This is a genomic window from Gemmatimonadota bacterium, assembly GCA_026706845.1.
GTDB lineage: Bacteria > Latescibacterota > UBA2968 > UBA2968 > UBA2968 > VXRD01.
Map to the genome: position 1 here is coordinate 1317 of JAPOXY010000086.1, position 22371 is coordinate 23687.

Consider the following 22371-nt stretch of genomic DNA (forward strand, 5'->3'; position numbering starts at 1 on the left):
GAACGGGCGTGTCTTTGCGGTTCAGACGTGCCATTATGGGATTACGATCACAACGAACTGGCAGAAAGAGCGCGACTCAATCCGCGCAAAGCAAAACGCGCACCATTTGTCGATTATGTCAATGGAGACCCGTATCCCCTGCGCGTCGGCCTCTCGATTCACGAATGCCTGGGCACAGTCGTTGAATCGACATCTGACCAATTTCAAACCGGCGATTTTGTACTTGCACTACCCGACGCACAAAGGGGACTGTGCGAATATATCTGCGCCCCCGACAGCCGAACCATTCCACTGCCAAAAGGGGTTGTATCCGACGAACAAATTCTGATGACCCAACCCCTGGGCACAGTCGTATGGGCGTGTCAAAAACTCGGCAACATCGTCGATAGTGACGTGGCAATAGTCGGACAAGGTCCTATGGGATTGATGTTCACGCGCATGCTGGCCAATTTGGGCGCGCGAACCGTAATTGGACTCGACAAATTGGATTACCGCTTACACACCGCAAAAAAAATGCACGCAACCCATACCGTCAACGTCGATAAAGACAATCCTGTGGAAGCCATCCGAGAGATTACCAACGGCAAAATGGCGGACCTGGTAGTCGAAGCGGTCGGTCACCAGACAAAAACGCTCAATTCGTGTGTGAAACTCGTGCGCCACATGGGCACACTGCTGTGCTTTGGCGTACCCGATGATGCGTATTACCCATTTGCATATCCCGAATTTTTCAGATTAAATCTCAACTTGATCTCCACAGTTGGTCCCAATGTGGTGCCCAATTTTTCTCTTGCCCGCGACCTGATCGCACAAGGACGTGTTGACATGGCACCTCTGGTAACGCATGTATTGCCCTTTGAAGAGATTCAGCACGGGTATGAGTTATTTACCGATCGCCTCGATGGGGCCATTAAAGTGGTTATCGATTACAATTCGCTGCGAACCTGACCAGCGGGACAACTTTGACAAATACAAAAGGGGGTTTTTGCTCGTGGCAGCAATGTTTGAATACGGTGCAGTAGTTGGACAACCCGAATCCGATTCTGCGGCTGTAAGCATATTGAGAAAGGGTGGCAACGCAGTCGATGCTGCTGTAACAGCGGCATTCCTCGCCTGTGTTTTGGCACCTAAATCGTGCGGCATTGGCGGTTATGGCGGCGCGATGACCGCCTATATTGGCGGCGAAGTCGTCTGCATCGACTTTAACACAGTCGCGCCCCAGGAAGCCCATGACAGGATGTTTCGCGTAACGCGCTCCGACGGGCGATTTGGTTCTGCTGTCAGCGGTTATGCCAATTCAATCGGTTATAAAGCCATCTCCGTACCCGGCGTACTCGCAGGTCTTGCTCTGGCCCTGGAAAAATTTGGCAAAATGCCACTATCTGAAGTACTCGCACCCGCTATTCGCGCCTGTGAACGCGGGTTTAGGGTATCTGCAAACTACGCTACAGGCGTTGCCCAAAGCGAAGCGCGCATTCGCGAGTTTCCAGAAACAACCCGCTTATTGATGATCAGCGGCGAAGTGCCCAAAAGCGGCGACCGTGCACAAAACCCCTATTTGGGTAGAATGCTCAGTCAGGTTGCAGACAAAGGCGTACGCGAATTTTATGAAGGACGCATCGCAGAGCGCATTGTCAAACACATTCGGGATAACGGCGGCATTTTAACCCGAGATGATCTGGCAAATTACGAAGCTCAGGTCGTTGAACCAGTACAAACGGCTTGCATGGAATACGATGTGTACAGCTCGCCCCTTTGCAGTGCTGGATTGAGCCTGGCACAAATGTGTGCCATTGCCGACGAAGCCGAATTAGACCTCTACGCGCGAGACTCCGCCCGGTTGGCCCATGGCATGGTCGAAATCATTCGCGCAGCCTGGATGGACCGATACCGGCATTTTGGCGATCCAAAGCAAATACATGTAGATACAGACATGCTGATGTCGGACATCAATATCGGTGCAAATGCCAAAGAAATTGCCACATATATCGCCGAAGGAAAACGCGGACAATCGCTGTTGCGACCATTTTACACGGGCGGCACGACGCATATTTGCACAATAGACGCGCAAAGCAATATGGTCGCACTGACCCTCACGCACGGACCGGGCTATGGCTCTCTTGTAACAATTCCCCGCATGGGCTTGTTGATGAATGCGGGCATGTCCCGGTTTGACCCCGGTTCGGGCTTAAAAAACTCAATTGCCCCCGGCAGAGCACCCATCATGAACATGAGCCCAACTATTGTGTTGCAAGACGGCGAACCCGTCCTGACTGTGGGCGCGTCCGGCGGCACACGCATCCCATCGTCTGTCTTTCAGGTTTTGGCGCGAAGGCTGGTACTCGACGAAGACCCCGAATGGTCAATCGCAGCCCCTCGGGTACATTCAGAGGGCAATGAATGGGTAAGCATAGAAGAAGAGTTCGGCGAAGCCGCGCCAGATTATCTGAGTTCAGTCGGATACAAAATAAATAAAAAAGGCGCAGCAGCCGCCCGTGTTCGAATGATCGAGATTGTGGAAGAAGGATTGCTGGCCATGTACGATCCGCGCATGAAGGCGCGAGAAAAAGGCTATTAAATGTAGGTGGCGGTTTGAAACCGCCACCTACCCTCACGTCTTACGTCTCACCTTTTTAACTGGAGATAAATCACATGGAGAGATATCCTTTTGGCAGCGGACGTCCCGACCCGGCATCATTTCCCAAGCGAGAATTGGCCGAAGCCGCCATGCGTATCTTGCCCGAAATGGGCAATGAACTGGCACTTTATCCCGGCACATTGGGATATCAACCGATGCGACAGGTCCTGGCCGATCGCCTGTTGCGACGCGAAGGGATTGCCCCTCCCGTTGAAGAAATCGCATTGACCAATGGCTCAATGCAACCCGTGACCTTAATGGCACAGATGTTTATCGATCAACCCGGCGATGGCGTCGTCATGGAGGAATATTGCTATTCCGGTACAATTGGCGCATATAACAAAGAAGGCGCGGAATTGGTGGGCATTCCCGTGGATGAATATGGCATGCGGATGGACGCACTATCCGACGAATTAAAGAAACGGGGCGCTAACGGAAAACTGCCCAAATTCATTTATGTACTCGCAACATTCCAAAATCCCACGGGTGCGATCATGCCCCTCGAACGGCGAAAAGAACTGTTGCAAATTGCCGCACAGTACGAGATCCCCGTCGTCGAAGACCACTGCTATGCCGACACAGTGTACGAAGACGATTATTACGTACCTTCACTCTACACCCTGCCAGCAGAAGTGCCCGTAGTACATATTGAATCCCTCTCCAAAATTTTGGGTCCAGGCGTGCGCCTGGGGTGCTTCTTCACCAAACAACCCCTCCTGGGCAAAATTTTGCAAATTCGTCGAGATGGCGGCACGAGTTCGCTCGCCGCAGCCATTGTGTACGAATACTTCCGCGAACACCTGTGGACCCATGTCAATAACATCAATGCAATCGTAAAAGAAAAGCGCGACTTGATGTTTGAAATGCTGGGACAATCTCCCGACGCTTTTGAATGGTTCAGCCGTCCCAAAGGCGGGTTATTTATCTGGGTCAAATTGCCCGATGCCACCGATGTGATCGAATGCGAACAAATAGCTGAATCCCGCGGGATCGACTACGCCACCGGCAAAGCATTTCACGTACACCACGACGACGTGCCCTACTTGCGCCTCGCATTTGGCTACGCATCACTCGCACAAATCCGAGAAGGCATACCAAAATTGGCAGAATGCGTCATGGCAACGCAGAAGTGAAGTCGCATTTTTTTGAGCCGGTTATCGTTCTTTCAATAATGTGGACATCGCTATGGTCCCAAGTCTTTCCCCCCACTTTCTCTCCCTGGACCTCGAAGTCAGCAAGCAAAACCACCGCATTCGCGCATTTGCCGCAGTGCGTACGGACGTTGACCAACCACTGGTCTTTCGCGGCGGCGACCTGACAGCGGCGTTGGAAAAACTCGACGACTTCGCTGATGGCGCGGACTTCCTGCTCGGTCACAACCTGATCGCTTTCGATCTACCACATCTGAAAGCCGCGAAGTTCGATCTACGGATACTGGAGCTACCGCCGGTAGATACATTGTGGCTCAACCCCCTCGCCTTTCCCCGCAATCCCTATCACCACCTCGTCAAACACTATCAGGATGGACAGCTCAAACGCGGGCGATTGAACGACCCGGAACTCGACGCCCGCCTCGCGCTGGAAGTCTTCGACAATCAGCAAACCGCCTTACGCGATGCACCTTTTAGCTTGCTCGCTGCGTGGCATTGGTTAACCGGAACAGGACCTGAAAGCGCGGGGTTCGACGCCGTATTCACTGCCATAAGGTACTCGCCCCTGCCAACCGAAGCAGCAGCCAACGCGGCGATCCGCGAGCGACTTGCGGGCATCGCCTGCCAAAATCGCGGTCAGGACATTCTCGAGCATGTCGATCAAAGCGGCTGGCCACTGGCTTACGCGCTGGCCTGGCTATCAGTTTCCGGCGGCAATTCTGTGATGCCTCCGTGGGTACGACATCAGTTTCCAGAAGCCAGTAAGCTGGTTCGCCAACTACGGGATATGCCCTGTGGCGAGTCGGACTGCGACTGGTGCGGGGAGAGACACGATCCGCGAAAGGAGCTCAAACGCTGGTTTGGATTTGACGATTTTCGTCCAGAACCGGTGGATCAAGAAGGTAGCCCCATGCAGCGGACCATCGTCGAAGCAGCGATGGCCGGAGAGCATGTACTGGGGATTCTACCCACCGGCACCGGCAAGTCTGTCTGCTACCAGATTCCTGCTTTATCCCGCTATGACAAGACCGGTGCTCTCACGGTGGTGATCTCGCCTCTGGTCGCACTCATGGCGGATCAAGTGGCGGGACTGGAGGCCCATGGAATCGGCTCTTGCGTGGCCATCAATGGATTGCTGTCCATGCCTGAGCGGGCCGATGCGCTAGACCGGGTTCGGCTCGGGGATGCGGGTATCCTCATCATCTCGCCGGAGCAACTCCGCAATCGTTCCCTGCACAGGGTACTGGATCAACGCGAGATCGGTGCCTGGGTGCTGGATGAAGCCCACTGCCTCTCTAAGTGGGGACACGACTTCCGACCCGATTATCGCTACGTAGGACGCTTCATCCGCGAAAAGGCGGGACAGGATCCGATCCCGCCAGTGTTATGCTTGACCGCGACCGCCAAGCCCGACGTGATGGCGGACATCAAGCAACATTTTCAGGACGAACTTGGTATAAGACTGAAGGTTTTCGACGGCGGTTCTCATCGCACCAATCTGGAGTTCATAGTGGTGCCGACGACCGGGGGAGAGAAGTTCTCGCACATCCACCAGATTCTAATAGCCGACTTGCCACCGGACATGCCCGGAGGCGCCATTGTCTATTGTGCTACGCGCCGACAGACCAAAGAAGTGGCGGAGTTCTTGCAGGACAAAGAAGTTGCAGCAGATTTTTTCCACGCGGGGTTACAGCCGGAAACAAAAAAGAGCGTGCAACAACGCTTCATCAACGGCGAGTTACGCGTGATCGCGGCCACCAATGCCTTTGGCATGGGCATCGACAAACCGGATGTACGGCTGGTGATCCACGCCGACATCCCGGGTTCGCTGGAGAACTACCTGCAGGAGGCGGGACGCGCTGGACGAGATCGGCAGATGGCGCGCTGCGTACTACTCTATGCGACGGACGATGTGGAGAGACAGTTCGGCTTGTCGGCGCGTTCGCGGCTCACCCGGCGAGAGATTCACGGCGTCCTGAGAGCACTGCGTAATCTGGACCGAAAAAAACGTCTGGACGGCGAGGTCGTGGCCACTGCAGGCGAAATCCTCAGTGAGGACGACGAAAAGGTATTCGAAAGAGACTCCGCCACCGACGATACCCGCGTGCGAACCGCAATCTCCTGGCTTGAGGAGGCGGTACTGTTGACTCGAGATGAGAACCGAGTGCAGGTGTTTCCTGCATCTCTCCGGGTGGATTCGGTAGAGGAAGCACGCAGTCGGTTAGCGAGGGCACCCATGACCGACAACCACCGGAGACGGTTGCTCAGAATCGCCGAGACACTGATCGATGCCGACCCCGACGAGGGCATCTCCACCGACGAACTGATGGGTGTATCCGAACTGAGTGCCGAAGGTGTACGCAGTGCCCTGTACGACTTGGAGCGGCTGGGCATCGCCAGCAACGATACGGCGCTGACTGCCTTCGTCCACGCAGGAGTGGCGCGTAACTCGCTCAAGCGCTTTGATGAGGCGGCGGAGTTGGAGACCGCCCTGATCGCGCAGATGCGCGAAGCGGCACCGGATATGGGCAAAGGAGACACATCAATCCTGCACTTGCGCGTCGCCGCGCAAACCCTGAGGGATGAGGGAGTGACCGATCCCCTACCGGAACGGCTATGGCGCATTCTCCGCAGCATCGCCAACGACGGGCGTGGCGAAGGAGGCGACGCTGGTAGCCTCGGGGTGCGACGACGGGATGCTGAGACAGTACAGGTGACATTGCGACGTGAATGGTCGAATTTGGAGGAACTCGCGTCTCGTCGGCGCGAGGGAGCAAAACGCCTGCTGGATCACTTACTCGCCTGTCTGCCGCCCGGGAGCCGGGGCACGGATCTACTGGCTGAGACCACTCTCGGCAAACTATTGGAAGCGATCACGTCCGACCTGTTTATAGAGAGTAGAAATCCCGAGAAATTGCTACATCACGCTCTGCTATGGCTGCACGATCAAGAGGTCATTCGTCTCAATAAGGGCCTGGCGGTATTCCGCCCGGCCATGACCATCCGGCTGGAGGAGGAAAGGCGCGGTTTTGCCACCGCCGACTTTGCACCGCTCGATTTCCACTACAAAGGGCAGGTGTTACAGATCCATGTAATGGTGGAATTCGCGCAACGGGGCCTCGACAACATGGCCGACGCTCTGCGTCTGGCCATTGACTACTTCAGCCTGAAGCAGGAGGATTTCCTCCGCCGCTGGCTGCCTGATCGGGATAAGGAAATTGCGAGGGAGACCACGCCCGAATCTTGGCGAGCCATCGTCGAAAGCCTGAAGAACCCCGTCCAGCAACGCATCGTCGCGGATGATCGGGAACAGACGAACGTGTTGGTGCTCGCCGGTCCCGGCTCGGGTAAGACGCGCGTGCTGGTGCATCGCATCGCCTACCTCATACGCGCAAGGCGCGAAAATCCCCGCGGCATTCTGGCGCTGGCCTATAATCGACACGCGGCGGTCGAAATCCGGCGACGCCTCATAGATTTGATCGGCGACGACGCCCGCGGGGTAACCGTGCTCACCTGTCACGCGCTGGCCATGCGACTGGTAGGTGTCAGCTTTCAAGAGCAAGAACGCCGGCTACTCGACGAAGATGCATTCCGAGAGGTTTTGCGCCAGGCAACGGCACTGCTACGCGGAGAGGGGCTGGAGCCGGAGGAAGCAGACGATCAGCGGGAACGGCTCCTCGCGGGTTTCCGCTGGATTTTGGTAGATGAATACCAGGACATTGGCGCGGATCAATACGAGTTGATATCTGCCCTGGCCGGACGAACCCTGAAAGATGAAGATCGCAAGCTCACCCTCTTCGCAGTAGGCGACGACGACCAGAACATCTACGCCTTCAACGGTGCTTCAGTGGAGTTCATCCGTCGTTTCGAAGCGGATTACGGTCCAAAGCCCACCTACCTGATCGACAACTACCGATCCACTGACCACATCATCGCAACGGCCAACGCGCTGATTAACCCGGCGCGCCAACGGATGAAGACCGGACATCCCATCCGCATTGATCGGGCGCGTGCGAAGAATTCGCCCGGCGGCGACTGGGATGCGCTGGACCCGATCTCTCGCGGTCGAGTCCAGATTCTATCCACCTGGCGCGATCCGATCTCGCAAGCGCAGGTCGCTATGGCAGAGTTACAGCGCCTCGCCACACTCTCTCCGAATTGGGATTGGTCCACATGTGCGGTGATCGCACGCGAGTGGAAATATCTGGATCCGGTACGTGCATTCTGCGAAGCCCATCATATCCCGGTGCAGATGGGAAACGAAGAAATTCCGAGCTTCTGGCACCTGCGGGAAACCCGAGAATTTGTTGAATGGCTACGTGGACGAGATACCCGCCTGATAGAAAGTACGGATCTGACCGATTGGGTAGATGCACACTCTCCAGGACCCTGGATTGAGCTGCTACGGCAAGCCCTGGAGGAGCACGCTCTGGAAACCGGCGGTGCAGAAGTGCCGGTAGCCCACTTCATCGAGTGGCTGGCTGAGTGGGGACGAGATATACGCCGCCGTCAGCGTGGGCTCTTGCTGTTGACCGCACACCGCGCCAAGGGATTGGAGTTTGATCACATAGCAGTACTCGACGGAGGCTGGAGTAAAGTCGATAGGGGCGAAGACCCGGACGCACCGCGCAGGCTCTATTACGTGGCCATGACGCGCGCCCGACAGACTCTCTCGCTCGTGCGTTTTCAAGGATCGCGCCCGGTAGGAGGTACACGACCGGATATCGTAATGGAATCCGAATCTCCGATGTACTCAGGGCACTTGCACGCGCTACCGTATTCCTTTCCAAACAACGGCTCGGTTCTGCACCGCACATCCGGTGACTCGCAACTGGAAACTCTGGAACTCGCACGTCAATACCGGCGGCCCAGTCTGCGCGAAGTCAATCTGGGATTCGCAGGGCGTCACTATACCCGCCATCCTGTGCATCGTGCGATAGCCGCCCTGTCGCCCGGCGATCCAATAGAGACGCGGATTGCCAAAACTGGCTCCTGGGAATTGCTGAACCAGTCGGGAATGGTGGTGGGGCGTCTTGCCCAGGCGTTTGAACCCCCATCGGGCATGCGGTGCAAGTCTGCCACTGTCTTCGCTGTCGTGGATTGGAGTCGCGAAGCATCGGAACCTCAGTACCGTGACCATATAAAATGCGATGCCTGGGAGGTTGTGGTGCCGGAGTTAGTGTTCGAGCCAGAGCGCGAGTAGCACACCAAAATTTGTTTATTCAGAATTTTCCTTGATGATTTGGCGTCTTAATGGTACACTTATAAGATTCTGCAGACTCGATTGAAAATGAACGGCAATGGAGTAAGCGCAATAAATTATGAATGGAAGGGAATTTGTCAGGCGTGCCAGACGCTATGCGATAAAGACAGGCGAGGAATTCCGATTTGATCAACGTCGCGGCAAGGGCAGCCATGGGATGCTTTACGTGGGCAATCGTCAAACCACTGTTCCATACAAAGAAATTGGCACAGGTCTGCTGGTCTCCATGCTGAAAGACCTTGACATCGACAGGAAGGAGTTTTAATCCATGCGCTATCTCTATCCATGCATTCTCACACCAGAGAAAGAGGGTGGTTTCTTCGTGTCCTTTCCAGATGTTCCTGGTGCTTTGACCTGTGGTGATGACCGCACTGAGGCCCTCGAAATGGCCGAAGATGCTCTCGTTGCCATGCTCGCTGTGTACGTCCAACAGCAACGGACAATCCCAACCCCAAGCTCTGTTGCCGACGGTCAGGAACTCGTTGCAGTCCCACCTATCGCCGCCGCCAAGTTGGCTCTCTATACGGCCATGCGCGAGCAGGGAATCACTGGGGACGCGCTCGCCGTTCGTCTAAACCTGAGCGATTCAGCCATCCGCAAATTGCTCGACCCGGACTGCTACTCCCATATCAGTCAGATCATGAGAGCACTCCGAACCGTCGGGCGTAGCCTGGTCATAGAAGACAGAGCGGCATAGTCGCCCATGATTTTTGTATTGTAAAAAACCCTTCTGGATCGCGGCTTTAAGCCTGCCGCGATGACAAAGACACGAGCCTGTCCCGTAACGCTTGCCCCTGCATGCTTTAAGCAGGGCGCGCGATGACGGCTTTTAGACACATGCAATAAAATAAAATAGGAGTACCATGTGAGCGCACCACCAATCCCAGAGCGTCCACCCATCCCGGGTGTCAGACACATCGTCGCAATCGCCAGTGGTAAAGGTGGCGTGGGCAAAACCACTACCGCGTCGAATCTGGCTGTGGCAATGGCACAATCGGGTCACGCCGTGGGATTGATGGATGCAGATATTTACGGTCCCAATGTACCGATCATGATGGGCAGCAAAGCGCAGCCGCAGATGACACCGGAGCAAAAAATTGAACCACTTGAGCTGTACGGTGTAAAAATGGTATCTCTGGGATTAATCGCAGGCGATGGCGTACCCATCATCTGGCGCGGACCAATGTTAGCCAAAATGGTCACCCAATTCGTGCGCGACGTGGCCTGGGCACCGCTCGATTGCCTGGTCATTGACTTGCCCCCGGGCACCGGCGATGTGCAACTGACCCTGACCCAAACGACCCCTTTGGACGGTGCTGTCATCGTAACGACACCACCTCTGGTCGCCCTGGAAGACGTGCGGCGCGGCGTCGAAATGTTTCACACCGTTGAAGTGCCCGTACTCGGTGTAATCGAGAACATGAGCACTTATATATGCAGCAGGTGCGGCACAGAAACGCCGATCTTTGGTCAAGGGGGTGGCGAGCGCACAGCAAAATCCTATAACGTGCCATTTTTGGGCGCGATTCCCCTGCATCTACAGGTACAAATGGGAAGTGACACGGGAGAACCAATAGTAGCCTCTGACCCCGACTCGCCTCTGGCAAAAATATACCGCGACATCGCCGACAGCATCTGGCGATCTCTGGAGATGTGAAACCTTGCATCGCACAATCGCATGTCACAAGAAGGCGGTCGTTATGCGAGCGCCTTTTTTGATTTCTCTCTTGAAAACTATACACCCGTTCAGTATATTTAATAATGTTTTCCGAAACCAGTCTTCCCACTGGTGCGTCAAAGGTCTTGTAGAATTCAGGCATATTCCAACCCGTGAGGATAAATGATGTTGCACCGTATATCGGTTATACTCGGAATTCTAATGGTTCTTTGGGCGTTTTCGGGTTGTGGTGAGGAAGCCACTGCCGACAAGGCATCTGCTGATAGCAAGGCAAAGACCAGTTCGGCCAAAGCTGATTCAACTAAGGCTGATTCTGCCAAAGTTGCCGCAAAGCAGAAGCGCAACAAACAACCGAATCCAAAGGCCAAAACGCAACCAAATCCCAAGCGCAAAAATCAAAAACCGAGAGTCGCCGAAGGAGTCCCCGTGAAAGTATCTGTCGTGGGAACGGGTAAAATCTCCCAGCATGTGCTCTACAGCTCCGCAGTAGAAGCCGAAGAAACCATCGACATTTACGCGCGAGGCTCCGGATTGGTGCGACGCGTACTGGTCGAAGAAGGGGAGCGTGTGCGCGAGGGGCAGGTGCTAATTGAACTGGTTGACGACGAATTAAAACTCAACGAAGCCGAGGCAAAACTGGCGTATCAAAAGCTGGAAAGCCAGCTCAAACGAAAAGAGGAGTTATTTAATCGACAACTCCTGGCAAAAGAAGAATACGAAGACCTCAAAATCAATGTTGAACAGAGCAAAATTCGGTGGGAACGCGCCCGATTATCCCTCGATTACGCGCGCGTGCGCGCGCCGGTAGGCGGGGTCATATCGATACGCTCGGTCAAGCTGGGCGACCGCATTGGAGCCAGCACAAAGCTCTACGAAATGGTCAATCTGAGCCGTTTGATCGCGTATGTACACGTGCCGGGACAGGGCATGCACAATTTGGCTGTTGGACAGCCCGCACTCATAACAACAGATTTCTTACCCGGTACAAAATTTGAAGGGAAAATATTGCGCATCAGCCCTGTCGTCGATCCCGGGTCGGGCACCTTTAAGGTAACCCTGGAACTGAAATCAAAGAGTCGGCTACTGCGACCCGGCATGTTTATCAATGCACACATCGTCACAGCGACCCACCCCCATGCTGTCCTCGTACCCAAGCGGGCTGTGGTGTACGACGATGGCATGCCGCACGTATTCGTCGTGTCGGACAGCACCGTCAATAAAGTGCGCTTTGAAATGGGCTTTGACGACACCGAATTTGTCGAAGTACTCGCGGGCGTAAAAAAAGGCGATCAGATAGTCGTGGTGGGACAAAACGGTTTGAAGGACAAAGCCAAAGTGCGAATCATCGAAGGTGAAGGATTGCGCATTCCCGCGAAGCCCGATTCAACTGGGGAACAGACAGAAAAAACGTGATGAGGTACCTTTTGTTTGCTTGTTGTATGAAAATAGCGAATCGCAGACCTTAATGTGTGGGCGGTTCGCTGATTTTTTATGCGGAGCGATACATGCAGAACAACATGGAATCAGAAGTTCGGGACAATGTAAAACGGGATTTTTCTCGCACATTTGAGATTACGACCCGGCGGCCCGTAGCGATTTTTATGGTCGTCCTGGCCGTTGCTGTATTTGGTTATGTGTCTTATCAGCAACTGCCGCTAAACATGATGCCCGACATTTCATATCCAACGCTAACAGTGCGTACCGAATATCCCGATACTGCACCCGAGGAAGTTGAAAATTTGATCTCACGGCCCATTGAACAGCGCCTGGGCGTTGTGAGCAATCTCGTAAGTATAACATCGATCTCCAGACCCGGCATGTCCGATGTGATTTTGGAATTTGGCTGGGACACCGATATGAATGATGCCGTGCAAACAGTGCGCGAAAACCTCGACCGCCTCAACTTGCCGCGCGGGGTCAATCGCCCATTGATATTGCGCTACGACCCCACGCAGGACCCGATAATGCGCGTGGGGATTTACGGCAACGAGAATATGTATGCGCTGCGCTATATTGCCGAAGAAGAAATCAAGCAAGAATTAGAGGCACTAAAAGGCGTAGCTGCAGCGCGTGTAAAAGGCGGACTCGAAGAAGAAATTCGGGTTGAAATCAGCGAGCGGCAATTGGCACTGATGGGCCTCAATATCAACACCATCAACCGGCGGTTGCAGGAGGAAAATGTCAACCTGGCTGGCGGCAGTTTGCTGGACGGACAAACGCAGTACCTCGTGCGCACGCTGAATGAATTTCGCACCATTGAAGAAATTGCCAATCTGGTAGTAGGCGACCGCAACAATATTGAAATCCGGGTAAAAGATGTGGGGCGGGTTTATCGCACGCACAAAGAGCGAGAAATCATCACGCGAGTCAATGGCATAGAAAGTGTAGAAATCGAAATTTTTAAAGAAGCCGATGCCAATATCGTAGCCACGGCACAGCGCGTGCGCGACCGTTTGTTTGGCACGCCCGAACAATTGGCATATATAGAAAAACTCAAAGCGGGCGAAATCGAAGAAGCCAAAGCCAATGACCGGCGGGAACAGGTGCGACAATTTGTACAGATGAAGGAGATGACGAGTTTTATTGCCTTTACATTGCCCGAAAGCGTGGACATGGAAATGCTGTCCGATCAATCGACATTTATTGAATCATCGGTCAATGAAGTCAAGCAAACCGCGTTATTGGGCGGGTTGTTGGCCATACTGGTCCTGTACATCTTTCTTCGCAATCCGTCTCACACAGCTATTGTGGGCCTCGCCATCCCAATTTCAATTGTGGCGACCTTTGCCCCCATGAACATTTTTGGCGTATCTTTAAATATCATGTCTCTGGGTGGGTTGGCACTCGGTATTGGAATGCTGGTTGACAATGCCATTGTCGTATTGGAAAGCATTTTTCGGTGCCGCGAAGAAGGCGACGATATGACTTCAGCCACCATCCGGGGAACGGGTGAAGTCGGCGGGGCGGTTTTTGCATCCACGCTGACAACTGTGGCGGTATTTTTTCCCATTGTATTTGTCGAAGGCGTGGCCGGACAGATTTTTGGCGACATGGCACTAACCGTTGTCTTTTCACTCCTGGCATCTCTGGGCGTCGCGCTATTTTTCATCCCCATGCTGGCTTCGCGGCAAGTGCATTTGGCACGCGGCGATAGCGAAGGGCAAGGCGAGCGTCTGATGCAGTCTGAATTATTGCAATTGCGTTCCGTCGCGTGGCTACTCGAGGGCATGGGCCTGAAAAACAGAGACGAAAATGCGCTTCAATATCACGCCATGAATTTTGGCACGCTGTTGATGCGCGTGCCAATTGGCTTTGCCTACTTGTTGGGCGAATACGTCGCCCGCGTATTGTGGCTTGCAAGTGTAATCGCGGTGGTGGCACTCAAAGCCGTATTCACCGTATTGGCGGTTCTTCTATATCCCATCATCTATCCCGGATGGGGATTTTATTCTTGGCTCGGTTCTGGACCATTATGGCGCCAGGAAATAAATCGCCTGTGGGCCCCTTTGTGCGCCTGGGCTGAGGATCGCGACCTGTTTGGCAAAGCATGGGTGCGGATAATATGGGACGATTTGCTGACATTTGTGACACCTCAAAATTTGGGACGCGACCTGGGGGCGCAAATGCGATGGACGGGGAGGACATTGAAGCGTCTGTTCCGCTGGGTTGGGAAGCACGCGATCTGGAAGCGCGTCTTAAAAATCGCACCCGTGCTCCTGGGCACAATAGGCGTTTTGCTGCTCTTTGTCCCTGGCGCAGTTTATTTTATTCTTCGATTCCTGATCTTTACCACACTCATGTTGATCGGCAAAATACTGATCTTGACACTCATGTTTGTGTTTTTAACCGGATTGGTCGCATTGCTGGTAATCGCCCTTGTCTTATTGCCCATCCTCGCGCCAGTGCTGTTTTTGTTTGAGCGCGGTTTTGCAGCCATTCGGCGCGCTTACACGCCTTTTATCCGCTGGGCTTTGCACAACAGACTGAGCATAGTAGCGGGTGCTGTAGTGCCTTTTGCAATATGCTGGATGGTCTTGTTGCCCCGATTGGGCAATGAATTGATCCCACAGGTGCATCAGGGCGAATTTAATGTGGATATTGGTTTGCCCGTAGGCACACCGCTCGAAATGACCGATGAGACCCTGAAGCTCATCGAATCGCGGGTGATGGATGCTTATGATGTGGGCGCGATTTCTTCGACAGTTGGCGTGGATAAAACCGATATCACATCGTCGGATCAAGGCGAGCACACCGGAGTTGTGTCTGTAGTGCTGGAGGATATCGAAACAGAGGGTCCCCAAAACGTAATGGCGGGTTGGGGACAAGGCCTCCTGACATTGCCCGCACGTATTTGGGGTGGCATCAGAGGGGAAAGTGTTTTGGCACAGCGCGAAGACGCATTGATGGCTGACTTGAGAAACAGGCTCTCGGATTTGCCGCAAATAAAAGCCGATTTTTCACGCCCCGCACTATTTAGTTTTAAGACACCTATAGAAGTGGAAATTCGCGGTTATGATTTGCCGACACTGACCCAATTGGGGCGCGAAGCCGAGCGGGTAATGAGCGAGATCCCCGGACTATACGATGTGAAGTCGAGCCTTCAGCGCGGCAACCCGGAAGTGCAAATTGTCTATAAGCGCGAATTGTTAGCCAAATACAACCTGAATGTGCGCCAGGTAGCCTCGCTGGTACGCGAAAAAGTACAGGGCAATGTGGTAACGAGATTTCGAGAGGCCGACCGGCGCATTGACGTGCTGGTACGCGTAGATGAAGCCGACCGCGCCGGCGTAACCGAGTTGCGCCGACTGGTAGTAAACCCGGGGCGACAGCAAGTGCCCATTCGCCTATCTGCGGTAGCCGAGATCGAAGTACACGAAGGCCCGAGTGAAATTCGGCGCATAGATCAACAGCGCGCGGTTCTGATTTCAGCCAATGTGAGCGGTATAGACCTGGGAACAATGACCGCTATGATTCAGCGGGCATTGGAAACAATGGAAGTCTCCCAGGATGTGTCGATGGTCATTGGTGGACAAAACAAGGAAATGGAGACATCCCTGAACAGTTTGACCTTTGCATTGGGCCTCGCAATCTTTCTCGTGTACATCGTAATGGCCTCGCAATTTGAATCATTCCTCCATCCATTCGTAATCATGTTTAGCATTCCACTGGCACTGATTGGCGTAATCGTCATTCTATTTCTCACCGGCATATCCCTTTCCGTCGTAGTTTTTCTGGGCGTTATCATGCTGGCGGGCATTGTGGTAAACAACGCCATTGTGCTCGTCGATTATATCAACCATCTGCGGCGCAGTGGTCTGTCCAAATTGGAAGCAATTGTGCAGGCTGGCGAAGTGCGATTGCGCCCCATCTTGATGACCACATCGACAACCGTACTGGGATTATTGCCCATGGCACTCGGCCTGGGCGATGGCGCAGAAATCCGCACGCCAATGGCGATCACCGTCGTAGCCGGGCTAATCAGTTCCACCCTATTAACACTGGTAATTATTCCAACCGTATATTCTCTAATGGACCGCGGCGAATGACCAGCCCCCAGCCTCCGAGATTTTTTTCCAATTGACTTTTGACAACTTTCCATTTTCTTAAACACCTATAGTTCTTTATAGCAAAGTACGCAAATACCCGGTAACTTTTTGGGCGTTTTGTCGTCTAACCCTTGTAACAACGATAGTCACCCTATTCGTCGAAATATGGAGATTGAATGATGCGTTTTAGATATATCGCAGTACTGGCAATTATCTTTGTCGGTGTGAATACAAATGCCCAGGAAGAGCGAAGGGAACTGCGCCTGACACTAAATGAGTGTGTGGAGGTCGCGCTGACGAGCAGTGCCCAGATCGAGCAATTTAAGTACACGGTTGCGATTGCTGAGACCCAGGTAGATAATGCGCGAAATAGTTTCTTCCCGACCACTTCTAATATGTCATGGAGCATCAGCAGAGGTGTTCAGGGACCGCGTGAAGGACAAGTCCTGGATCAGACGACCGGTACGCTGGTGCAGTTATTGGGGGAAGACCGCATTACCGGGGGACAAAATTTCAGAATTGGTGGCCTGACCATGCCGATTTATGACGGTCAGATCATCTCCCAGCTATCGAGCGCGAAAAACAGCCTGATGCAAACGCAAATGCAGCAATCAGGCACTCGTCAAACAATCATTTTTCAAACCAAACAGCGCTACTTTCTATTGTTACAAGCCATTAAATTATTGGAAGTCCAGCAAGAGCGCGTGCGAGTATCCGAAGAAAGTCTGCGCAGGGCAGAGACATTGTACGAAATTGGGTCCGCTGCAATTTTGCAGGTAACGAACGCAAGATCAAATCTGGCGGGTTTGCGCGCAACCCTGATTCAGCGAGAAAATGCCGTGAGCATCGCCCAGTCAAACCTGGCATTTACAATGGGCCTGGGTACAGACGTAGATATTATTCCATCAGAAGAAGAGTTTGAACTTCTGACTCCGAAATATTCTTTTACCGATGCACTGTCTATAGCCCTTAAAGAACACCCCGACATTCTGGGTAGCAAGTACAGTATGCTGTCAGACCGAGATAACTACAATGCAACAAGGAAGAGTTTGTACCATCCCAGAATAACGATGAACATGAATGCCTATAGCTGGAGTATCGGTAAGGATGAGGATTTTGGCGGTATAGAAGACCTATTTCTCAAGAACTATGGCTATGGTATTGGTCTCAGCGTGACCATGCCCCTATTTAACTTCAATACGAGCATCAACCTGAAACGGCAAAAGTTGCTGTATTTGCGCAGTCAGGAACAGTTGGACCAGGCCAAACGACAAAAAGCATTGGACCTTCGACTGCGCTATCTCAACCTGGAGCGCTTTCGGCGTTTGATCGAAGCAAATGAAGTGGCAGTGCAAGCGGCTGAAGAAAATTTTAAGCTGGAAGAAGAGCGGTATAATTTTGGCGGGGGAACTTTTCTGGAGCGATTGACCGCTCAACGCGATTTGTTTGATGCGCGCAATAATCTGGTACAGTCAAAATACAACTATTTGATCGAAATGGCGAATTTGGAAAACGAAGTCGGCACACCTGTTGTCGGAAATCCTGAATAATACGGAGGCGAGTTTATGGGTATGTTTTATCGAACTGGTGTGGGATTGGTTGCGGCTGCTCTGATCTTGAGCACGGCTGTACCTGCCCAGGCTGTGGGTAAGGACTTTTTGATGCGGTCAAAATTTCACGGCGCGCTGATGCTGGGTCTGGGGGGCGTTCTTGTTAAGCAAGCATTCGACGCAAAAAAAGAAGCCAATGATGCTTATGATCTTTACAAACAAGCAGGCACCTCTACGTTAGCACGAGAATTTTACGATAATTCCAAGCGCCATGACACCCGCGCCGCAGTATTGGGTGTGGCTGGTGGTGCAACCATTCTTTTTGCCGTGCATCTATTTATGAAAGAAGACGAGAGTGGTTTGCCGCCTCCAAAGATGAATCGGGGCATTGTGAATATCAAGGGCGTAGCATTAGATATAAAAGGCGATGTGTTTCAGAGAAAGATGCAGGTACAGTTAAAAAAAGGATTCTAAAAACTGAAAAGTAAAAATAAAGGAAAGCAAAGGGACGATACGTTGTAAGTATCGTCCCTTTTTTATCAAATTTAACAGCCTTCAAATAACGCGATTGCACGAGTATATTCCTGCATCCACTGGGCTACCTCTCGGGAGGGTGAAAAACGGGTCTGTGCTGACTGTCTTGCTGCTTCGCCGAGTTGAGTACGGAGAACCTCATTTTCAACCAAGAGACTTAAGCACTCTGCCAAATTATCGACGTTTTCAGGCGGTACGAGAAGCCCTGTAACCCGATCTTCAATCAATGCGCGTGCGCCATCAATGTCGGATGCAACAATCGGAAGCCCCGCTCCCATCGCTTCAAGCAGGCTATTTGGCGATCCTTCATAAAGCGACGGAAATGCGTAGATGTCCATTTCTTTTAAAAATGGCATCACATAGCGGTGAGCAACGCCACCAGTAAATGTTATATGGGATTCTAAGTTCAGTTCTTTGATGCGATCTTTCCATAGTTTTGCTTCCTGCTTATCGTGGACCGCCCCGACTGCGAGCAGATGCGCGTGCGGATGCTTGTGATGTACCTGAGCAAATGCTTCTATAAGATGGTGAAAGCCCTTTACGCGACGTAAGACGCTCGCGGTTCCAATCAGACATTTTCCTCGCGATTTCAAATCTGCAAGCATCGCACCAAACAAACGTAGGTCACTGCTATGATCACCTTTTGCATTGGCAAGACGAAATGAAACAAACTCGGTAGGATCAAAAGCATTTGGTAGAACTGTTGACATGGGGATATCCGCAATCTGCTTTGCCATGCCGAGATATTCCTCCGTCACAGATGTTACAAGATCGGTATGCTCTAATATCCAGACCAGTGTGGAAACCATCCTGCAATCGAAGCGCGTTGTCACTATGTCTCCTCCTCGAAGGCTGACGATGACGGGGCGGTTTGAGGATCGTGCAGCGAGGACAGCAACTAAACCTGGGGGAAGGGCAAAAATTCCATGAAACAGGTCAAAATTGATTTCTGAATGAAGTTTCTCAATATAAAACCCAATTTCTCGCAGTTCAGACGGATCAGGATCATTACCGAAAGATCGCTTGCTGAGAGATGGGTAGGTACGATGGACCACAACGCCATCTTCAACCGATGACCTCACATCTTCACCTACGGTCATACTTCCCGGTGTGATTACATGGACATTGACATTTTGGGCGGCAAGATTGCGTGCGATCCGACGAGTCGCAGTGGCGACGCCACCTATGTAGGCAGGTGGGTACTGATAAGTGATGATACAAACTCTGATTTTTCGTGACATAGACCTTGCTCCCAATTATTGAAATGAATTGATCGAAATGTATTCTGTACTCCTTATCAACCTTACGATACATCTAAAAACTTGGGTTGGAAGAGTGATCAGGTCTCCCAACCCAATGAGACTAAATTCTGAAGCTATTGGTCGTGTTATCATCAACAGGAACAGCTATGAGGCATAAAAGCGACATCAATAGCCCATCCACCGAAATCAAAACCTGTCAGGTCCTCAATACGACCAATTCGTTTAACACTGGGAGTCTGGTACATACGTATCACCTCCTTTATTATGAATTTTCGAGCACAACCAGAAAGAACCATTGGCCAGTTAATGCGTTAGCTAACGTTATGATTCCAACTGCTTTGCCCCCGATTTCTGCGCTATCTCTTTGAGTTATCCACGCTTTGGGAAATAGCTCAAGCCTGAACCTGGATAAGATTAAAATTCTGTAGATCGTTTAACAGATTACCCAAGTCTCGTTGTAGTATATCATCATCCACGTCAAACTTCGCTTGTAACTGGGCGAGGGCATCTCCTGACTGGTTCACAGCCAACATAATCTCCATCATCTCTGCGGCTGTGACATTCAGTTCAAAATATACTCCGCTCGCAGTGTCAACCAGGAGGCCCTGTTCCTTAATACGAGAAAACTCAACCCCTTCGGTCAATTTAATGCTCATCATAAGGCTACCTCCTCAAGGTTTATGTGTCCATTATATCAGGATACTCAGGCAGTTACTTACCGATATTACGCTGTCTTTTGAAGCATGCTTCATTTTCCCAATTATTTCATATTATGATAGTCCCTGTACCACGCGACAAAATTTGTAAGTCCTGTTTCTATGGGTGTTGTGGGATTGTAGCCCACATCTCGCATCAGGTCCGATACATCTGCTGCATTATCCGGGAAGTCTCCAGGCCGTATGGGCAAGTCTTCTCGGATCGCTTTTTTACCCAGCAATTCTTCCAGTAGGGAAAGGAAATATTCTAATTCTATGACGTTGTGGTTGCCGATATTGTAGATTCGATATGGGCTGGAACTCGATCCCGGATCGGGGCATTGTCCCGCCCATTCGGGATCTGGTGCTGCGGGATTTGCCAAGACGCGAACTATGCCTTCGACAATGTCGCTGACATACGTAAAACTGCGGCGCATTTTTCCGTGATTATAGACTTTGACAGGTCGATTTTCCATGATGGCTCTGGTCCACAGATAGGCGACGCCATCCGGACGTCCCCAGGGTCCATAGACAGAGAAGAACCGCAATCCCGTCGTGGGAATGCCGTAGAGATGGCTATACGCATGCGCCATCAGTTCATCTGCTTTTTTGGTCGCCGCGTACAGGCTGAGGGGATGATCGACATTTTGATGGATGTTAGCGGGTGTGGTGGTGTTCAAGCCATAAACAGAACTGGAGGATGCATAGACAAGGTGTTCGATGCCGCCATTGCGGCATCCTTCCAGGATGTTGAGGAAGCCCGCGATATTGCTTTTGACAAATGCCTGGGGATTTTTCAGGCTGTAAGGCATACCCGCCTGTCCCGCGAGGTTGATGACATGAGAAAAGTTCTCTGCGCGAAAAAGGTCTGCTATTCCCTCTTCGTCCTCGAGGTGCATGCGGATAAATTTGAATCCGCTTGCTCGCTTGAGAATGGATAGGCGGTCTTCTTTGAGCTGGGTGTTGTAATAGTCGTTCACATTGTCCAATCCGACCACCGAATGACCCATTTCGAGCAGTCGTCTGGAGAGATGAAAGCCAATAAATCCCGCGACACCGGTCACGAGCATACCTGCGTACCTGTGCCTTTGGCACGCAGGTAAGTCCTGGTTTTGTTGCTTACCCAACTGTACGTAACATCGGTTACTTACCTCTTGAATGCCAGATATTTTTTTCATCCTTCATTCCTCCGGGAACTTGGCGATTGGCTGAAACCAAGTCTGAGCCTTTGGGCGGTCATTTACAGGCGTTCTAAAAACCTCTACCCAAGCATGGAAATCGACTTCATTGACGAAGGTGACATAACGGCGTCCGAGAACAACCTGGGCGGGGAACCCAAGGGAAAGGAGCCCTGCACACAACGAAACGGATCTCGGAAGACACACGGCAGATTCTAAGGCGAGACGCCCCCAAACCGCCCTCAGATAGACAGATTCTCGTCTTGAGAGACGGATCGCTTCTTCTTCATTCTTGAAAGGAAATGGGGAGAACCTCAATCGCAACTTCTTGACATACGCCCTAACTGGCGGCAGCCCATGCACCCTATAGAGCATTACTGCTGTCAAGTAGGATTTTATTGCCTTTAGCCTCATATTCATTCCCATTTTGGGTAAAGTAGGCAAATCGGGACTACCAAATGCCAGGCATTCCCACTCTTCTAAAGGTGTGGCGTGAAATTTCATGATCTACCTCCAATTTTCTATGTTGTTGGTCTCTTGCGATACTTAATACATCTCAGCCAAATCTCGATCAGCCCCATGGTTGTTAAAGTGACAGAACTACCAGCAAGTTCACGCAAATTCGTCAGAACCGCTTCCAGACGTGAGCTATCCACGATACCTAATTCCTCGACACACGACCCCGCCCCCAAGAGTTCTCGAAACATCCGTCCATTCTTGACCGCAAAATCCTGCACAATGTGTTCGTATAATGCTCCTTCGCTGCGTCTCACAACTTCGGCTGGCAGGTATCCCAAAAAAGCCTGACGTTCTACAGCCTTATTTGTCATCAAGCCTCCGTAGAAGACATGTCGGTGGATATCCGGAATCGAATAG

At 52.1% G+C, this 22371-nt stretch carries 16 protein-coding genes; 11 read left to right on the top strand and 5 right to left on the bottom strand.

Annotated elements, in window-relative coordinates; translation table 11 throughout:
• From OXG87_08760 to OXG87_08810, 11 genes are all read left to right on the top strand, one after another.
• The coding region (locus OXG87_08760; GenBank protein MCY3869635.1) for a zinc-binding dehydrogenase at positions 1–948 on the top strand (948 nt) is incomplete at its 5' end.
• 52 nt (positions 949–1000) lie between these two features.
• A complete protein-coding gene (locus OXG87_08765; GenBank protein MCY3869636.1) occupies positions 1001–2578 on the top strand; it encodes a gamma-glutamyltransferase in 1578 nt (525 codons plus the stop codon).
• Positions 2579–2652: 74 nt separating this feature from the next.
• On the top strand, positions 2653–3771 hold the full coding sequence (locus OXG87_08770; GenBank protein MCY3869637.1) for a PLP-dependent aminotransferase family protein: 1119 nt from the start codon (positions 2653–2655) through the stop codon (positions 3769–3771).
• A 52-nt stretch (positions 3772–3823) separates the two neighbouring features.
• On the top strand, positions 3824–8992 hold the full coding sequence (locus tag OXG87_08775) for a RecQ family ATP-dependent DNA helicase (protein ID MCY3869638.1): 5169 nt from the start codon (positions 3824–3826) through the stop codon (positions 8990–8992).
• A 118-nt stretch (positions 8993–9110) separates the two neighbouring features.
• Positions 9111–9317, top strand: a complete 207-nt coding sequence (locus tag OXG87_08780) for a type II toxin-antitoxin system HicA family toxin (protein MCY3869639.1) — start codon at positions 9111–9113, stop codon at positions 9315–9317.
• A 3-nt stretch (positions 9318–9320) separates the two neighbouring features.
• Positions 9321–9749, top strand: coding sequence for a type II toxin-antitoxin system HicB family antitoxin (locus tag OXG87_08785; GenBank protein ID MCY3869640.1), 429 nt, complete (start codon positions 9321–9323; stop codon positions 9747–9749).
• 168 nt (positions 9750–9917) lie between these two features.
• Complete coding sequence (locus OXG87_08790) at positions 9918–10709, top strand: Mrp/NBP35 family ATP-binding protein (protein MCY3869641.1); 792 nt, start codon at positions 9918–9920, stop codon at positions 10707–10709.
• A gap of 222 nt (positions 10710–10931) precedes the next feature.
• Positions 10932–12143, top strand: a complete 1212-nt coding sequence (locus OXG87_08795; protein MCY3869642.1) for an efflux RND transporter periplasmic adaptor subunit — start codon at positions 10932–10934, stop codon at positions 12141–12143.
• A 92-nt stretch (positions 12144–12235) separates the two neighbouring features.
• Positions 12236–16276, top strand: coding sequence for an efflux RND transporter permease subunit (locus OXG87_08800; protein MCY3869643.1), 4041 nt, complete (start codon positions 12236–12238; stop codon positions 16274–16276).
• A gap of 176 nt (positions 16277–16452) precedes the next feature.
• The gene (locus tag OXG87_08805) at positions 16453–17826 is read left to right on the top strand and encodes a TolC family protein (GenBank protein MCY3869644.1); all 1374 of its coding nucleotides are present in this window, start codon (positions 16453–16455) and stop codon (positions 17824–17826) included.
• Between the two features lie 15 nt (positions 17827–17841).
• Positions 17842–18300: a hypothetical protein gene (locus tag OXG87_08810; protein ID MCY3869645.1), complete on the top strand. Its 459-nt coding sequence runs from the start codon at positions 17842–17844 to the stop codon at positions 18298–18300.
• Between the two features lie 71 nt (positions 18301–18371).
• Here the strand turns inward: OXG87_08810 and OXG87_08815 are convergent, their stop codons facing one another.
• The 5 genes from OXG87_08815 to OXG87_08835 all read right to left on the bottom strand — a co-directional run.
• Complete coding sequence (locus tag OXG87_08815) at positions 18372–19601, bottom strand: glycosyltransferase family 4 protein (GenBank protein MCY3869646.1); 1230 nt, start codon at positions 19599–19601, stop codon at positions 18372–18374.
• Positions 19602–20014: 413 nt separating this feature from the next.
• Positions 20015–20281 (bottom strand): PqqD family protein, encoded by a 267-nt coding sequence (locus tag OXG87_08820; GenBank protein ID MCY3869647.1) that lies wholly within the window; start codon positions 20279–20281, stop codon positions 20015–20017.
• A 101-nt stretch (positions 20282–20382) separates the two neighbouring features.
• Entirely contained in the window at positions 20383–21387 is a 1005-nt protein-coding gene (locus OXG87_08825; protein MCY3869648.1) for an NAD-dependent epimerase, read from the bottom strand.
• A gap of 111 nt (positions 21388–21498) precedes the next feature.
• Positions 21499–21999, bottom strand: coding sequence for a lasso peptide biosynthesis B2 protein (locus OXG87_08830; protein MCY3869649.1), 501 nt, complete (start codon positions 21997–21999; stop codon positions 21499–21501).
• 17 nt (positions 22000–22016) lie between these two features.
• On the bottom strand, positions 22017–22371 hold a 355-nt coding region (locus OXG87_08835), incomplete at its 5' end, for a hypothetical protein (GenBank protein ID MCY3869650.1).

Excerpts from the sequence above, each read along its gene's own strand:
- OXG87_08800 (MCY3869643.1), top strand. The coding sequence starts at position 12,236 with ATGCAGAACAACATGGAATCAGAAGTTCGGGACAATGTAAAACGGGAT.
- OXG87_08830 (MCY3869649.1), bottom strand. The coding sequence starts at position 21,999 with ATGAAATTTCACGCCACACCTTTAGAAGAGTGGGAATGCCTGGCATTT.
- OXG87_08795 (MCY3869642.1), top strand. The coding sequence starts at position 10,932 with ATGGTTCTTTGGGCGTTTTCGGGTTGTGGTGAGGAAGCCACTGCCGAC.
- OXG87_08780 (MCY3869639.1), top strand. The coding sequence starts at position 9,111 with ATGAATGGAAGGGAATTTGTCAGGCGTGCCAGACGCTATGCGATAAAG.
- OXG87_08775 (MCY3869638.1), top strand. The coding sequence starts at position 3,824 with ATGGTCCCAAGTCTTTCCCCCCACTTTCTCTCCCTGGACCTCGAAGTC.
- OXG87_08765 (MCY3869636.1), top strand. The coding sequence starts at position 1,001 with ATGTTTGAATACGGTGCAGTAGTTGGACAACCCGAATCCGATTCTGCG.
- OXG87_08825 (MCY3869648.1), bottom strand. The coding sequence starts at position 21,387 with ATGCTCGTGACCGGTGTCGCGGGATTTATTGGCTTTCATCTCTCCAGA.
- OXG87_08770 (MCY3869637.1), top strand. The coding sequence starts at position 2,653 with ATGGAGAGATATCCTTTTGGCAGCGGACGTCCCGACCCGGCATCATTT.
- OXG87_08815 (MCY3869646.1), bottom strand. The coding sequence starts at position 19,601 with ATGTCACGAAAAATCAGAGTTTGTATCATCACTTATCAGTACCCACCT.
- OXG87_08785 (MCY3869640.1), top strand. The coding sequence starts at position 9,321 with ATGCGCTATCTCTATCCATGCATTCTCACACCAGAGAAAGAGGGTGGT.
- OXG87_08805 (MCY3869644.1), top strand. The coding sequence starts at position 16,453 with ATGATGCGTTTTAGATATATCGCAGTACTGGCAATTATCTTTGTCGGT.
- OXG87_08820 (MCY3869647.1), bottom strand. The coding sequence starts at position 20,281 with ATGATGAGCATTAAATTGACCGAAGGGGTTGAGTTTTCTCGTATTAAG.
- OXG87_08810 (MCY3869645.1), top strand. The coding sequence starts at position 17,842 with ATGGGTATGTTTTATCGAACTGGTGTGGGATTGGTTGCGGCTGCTCTG.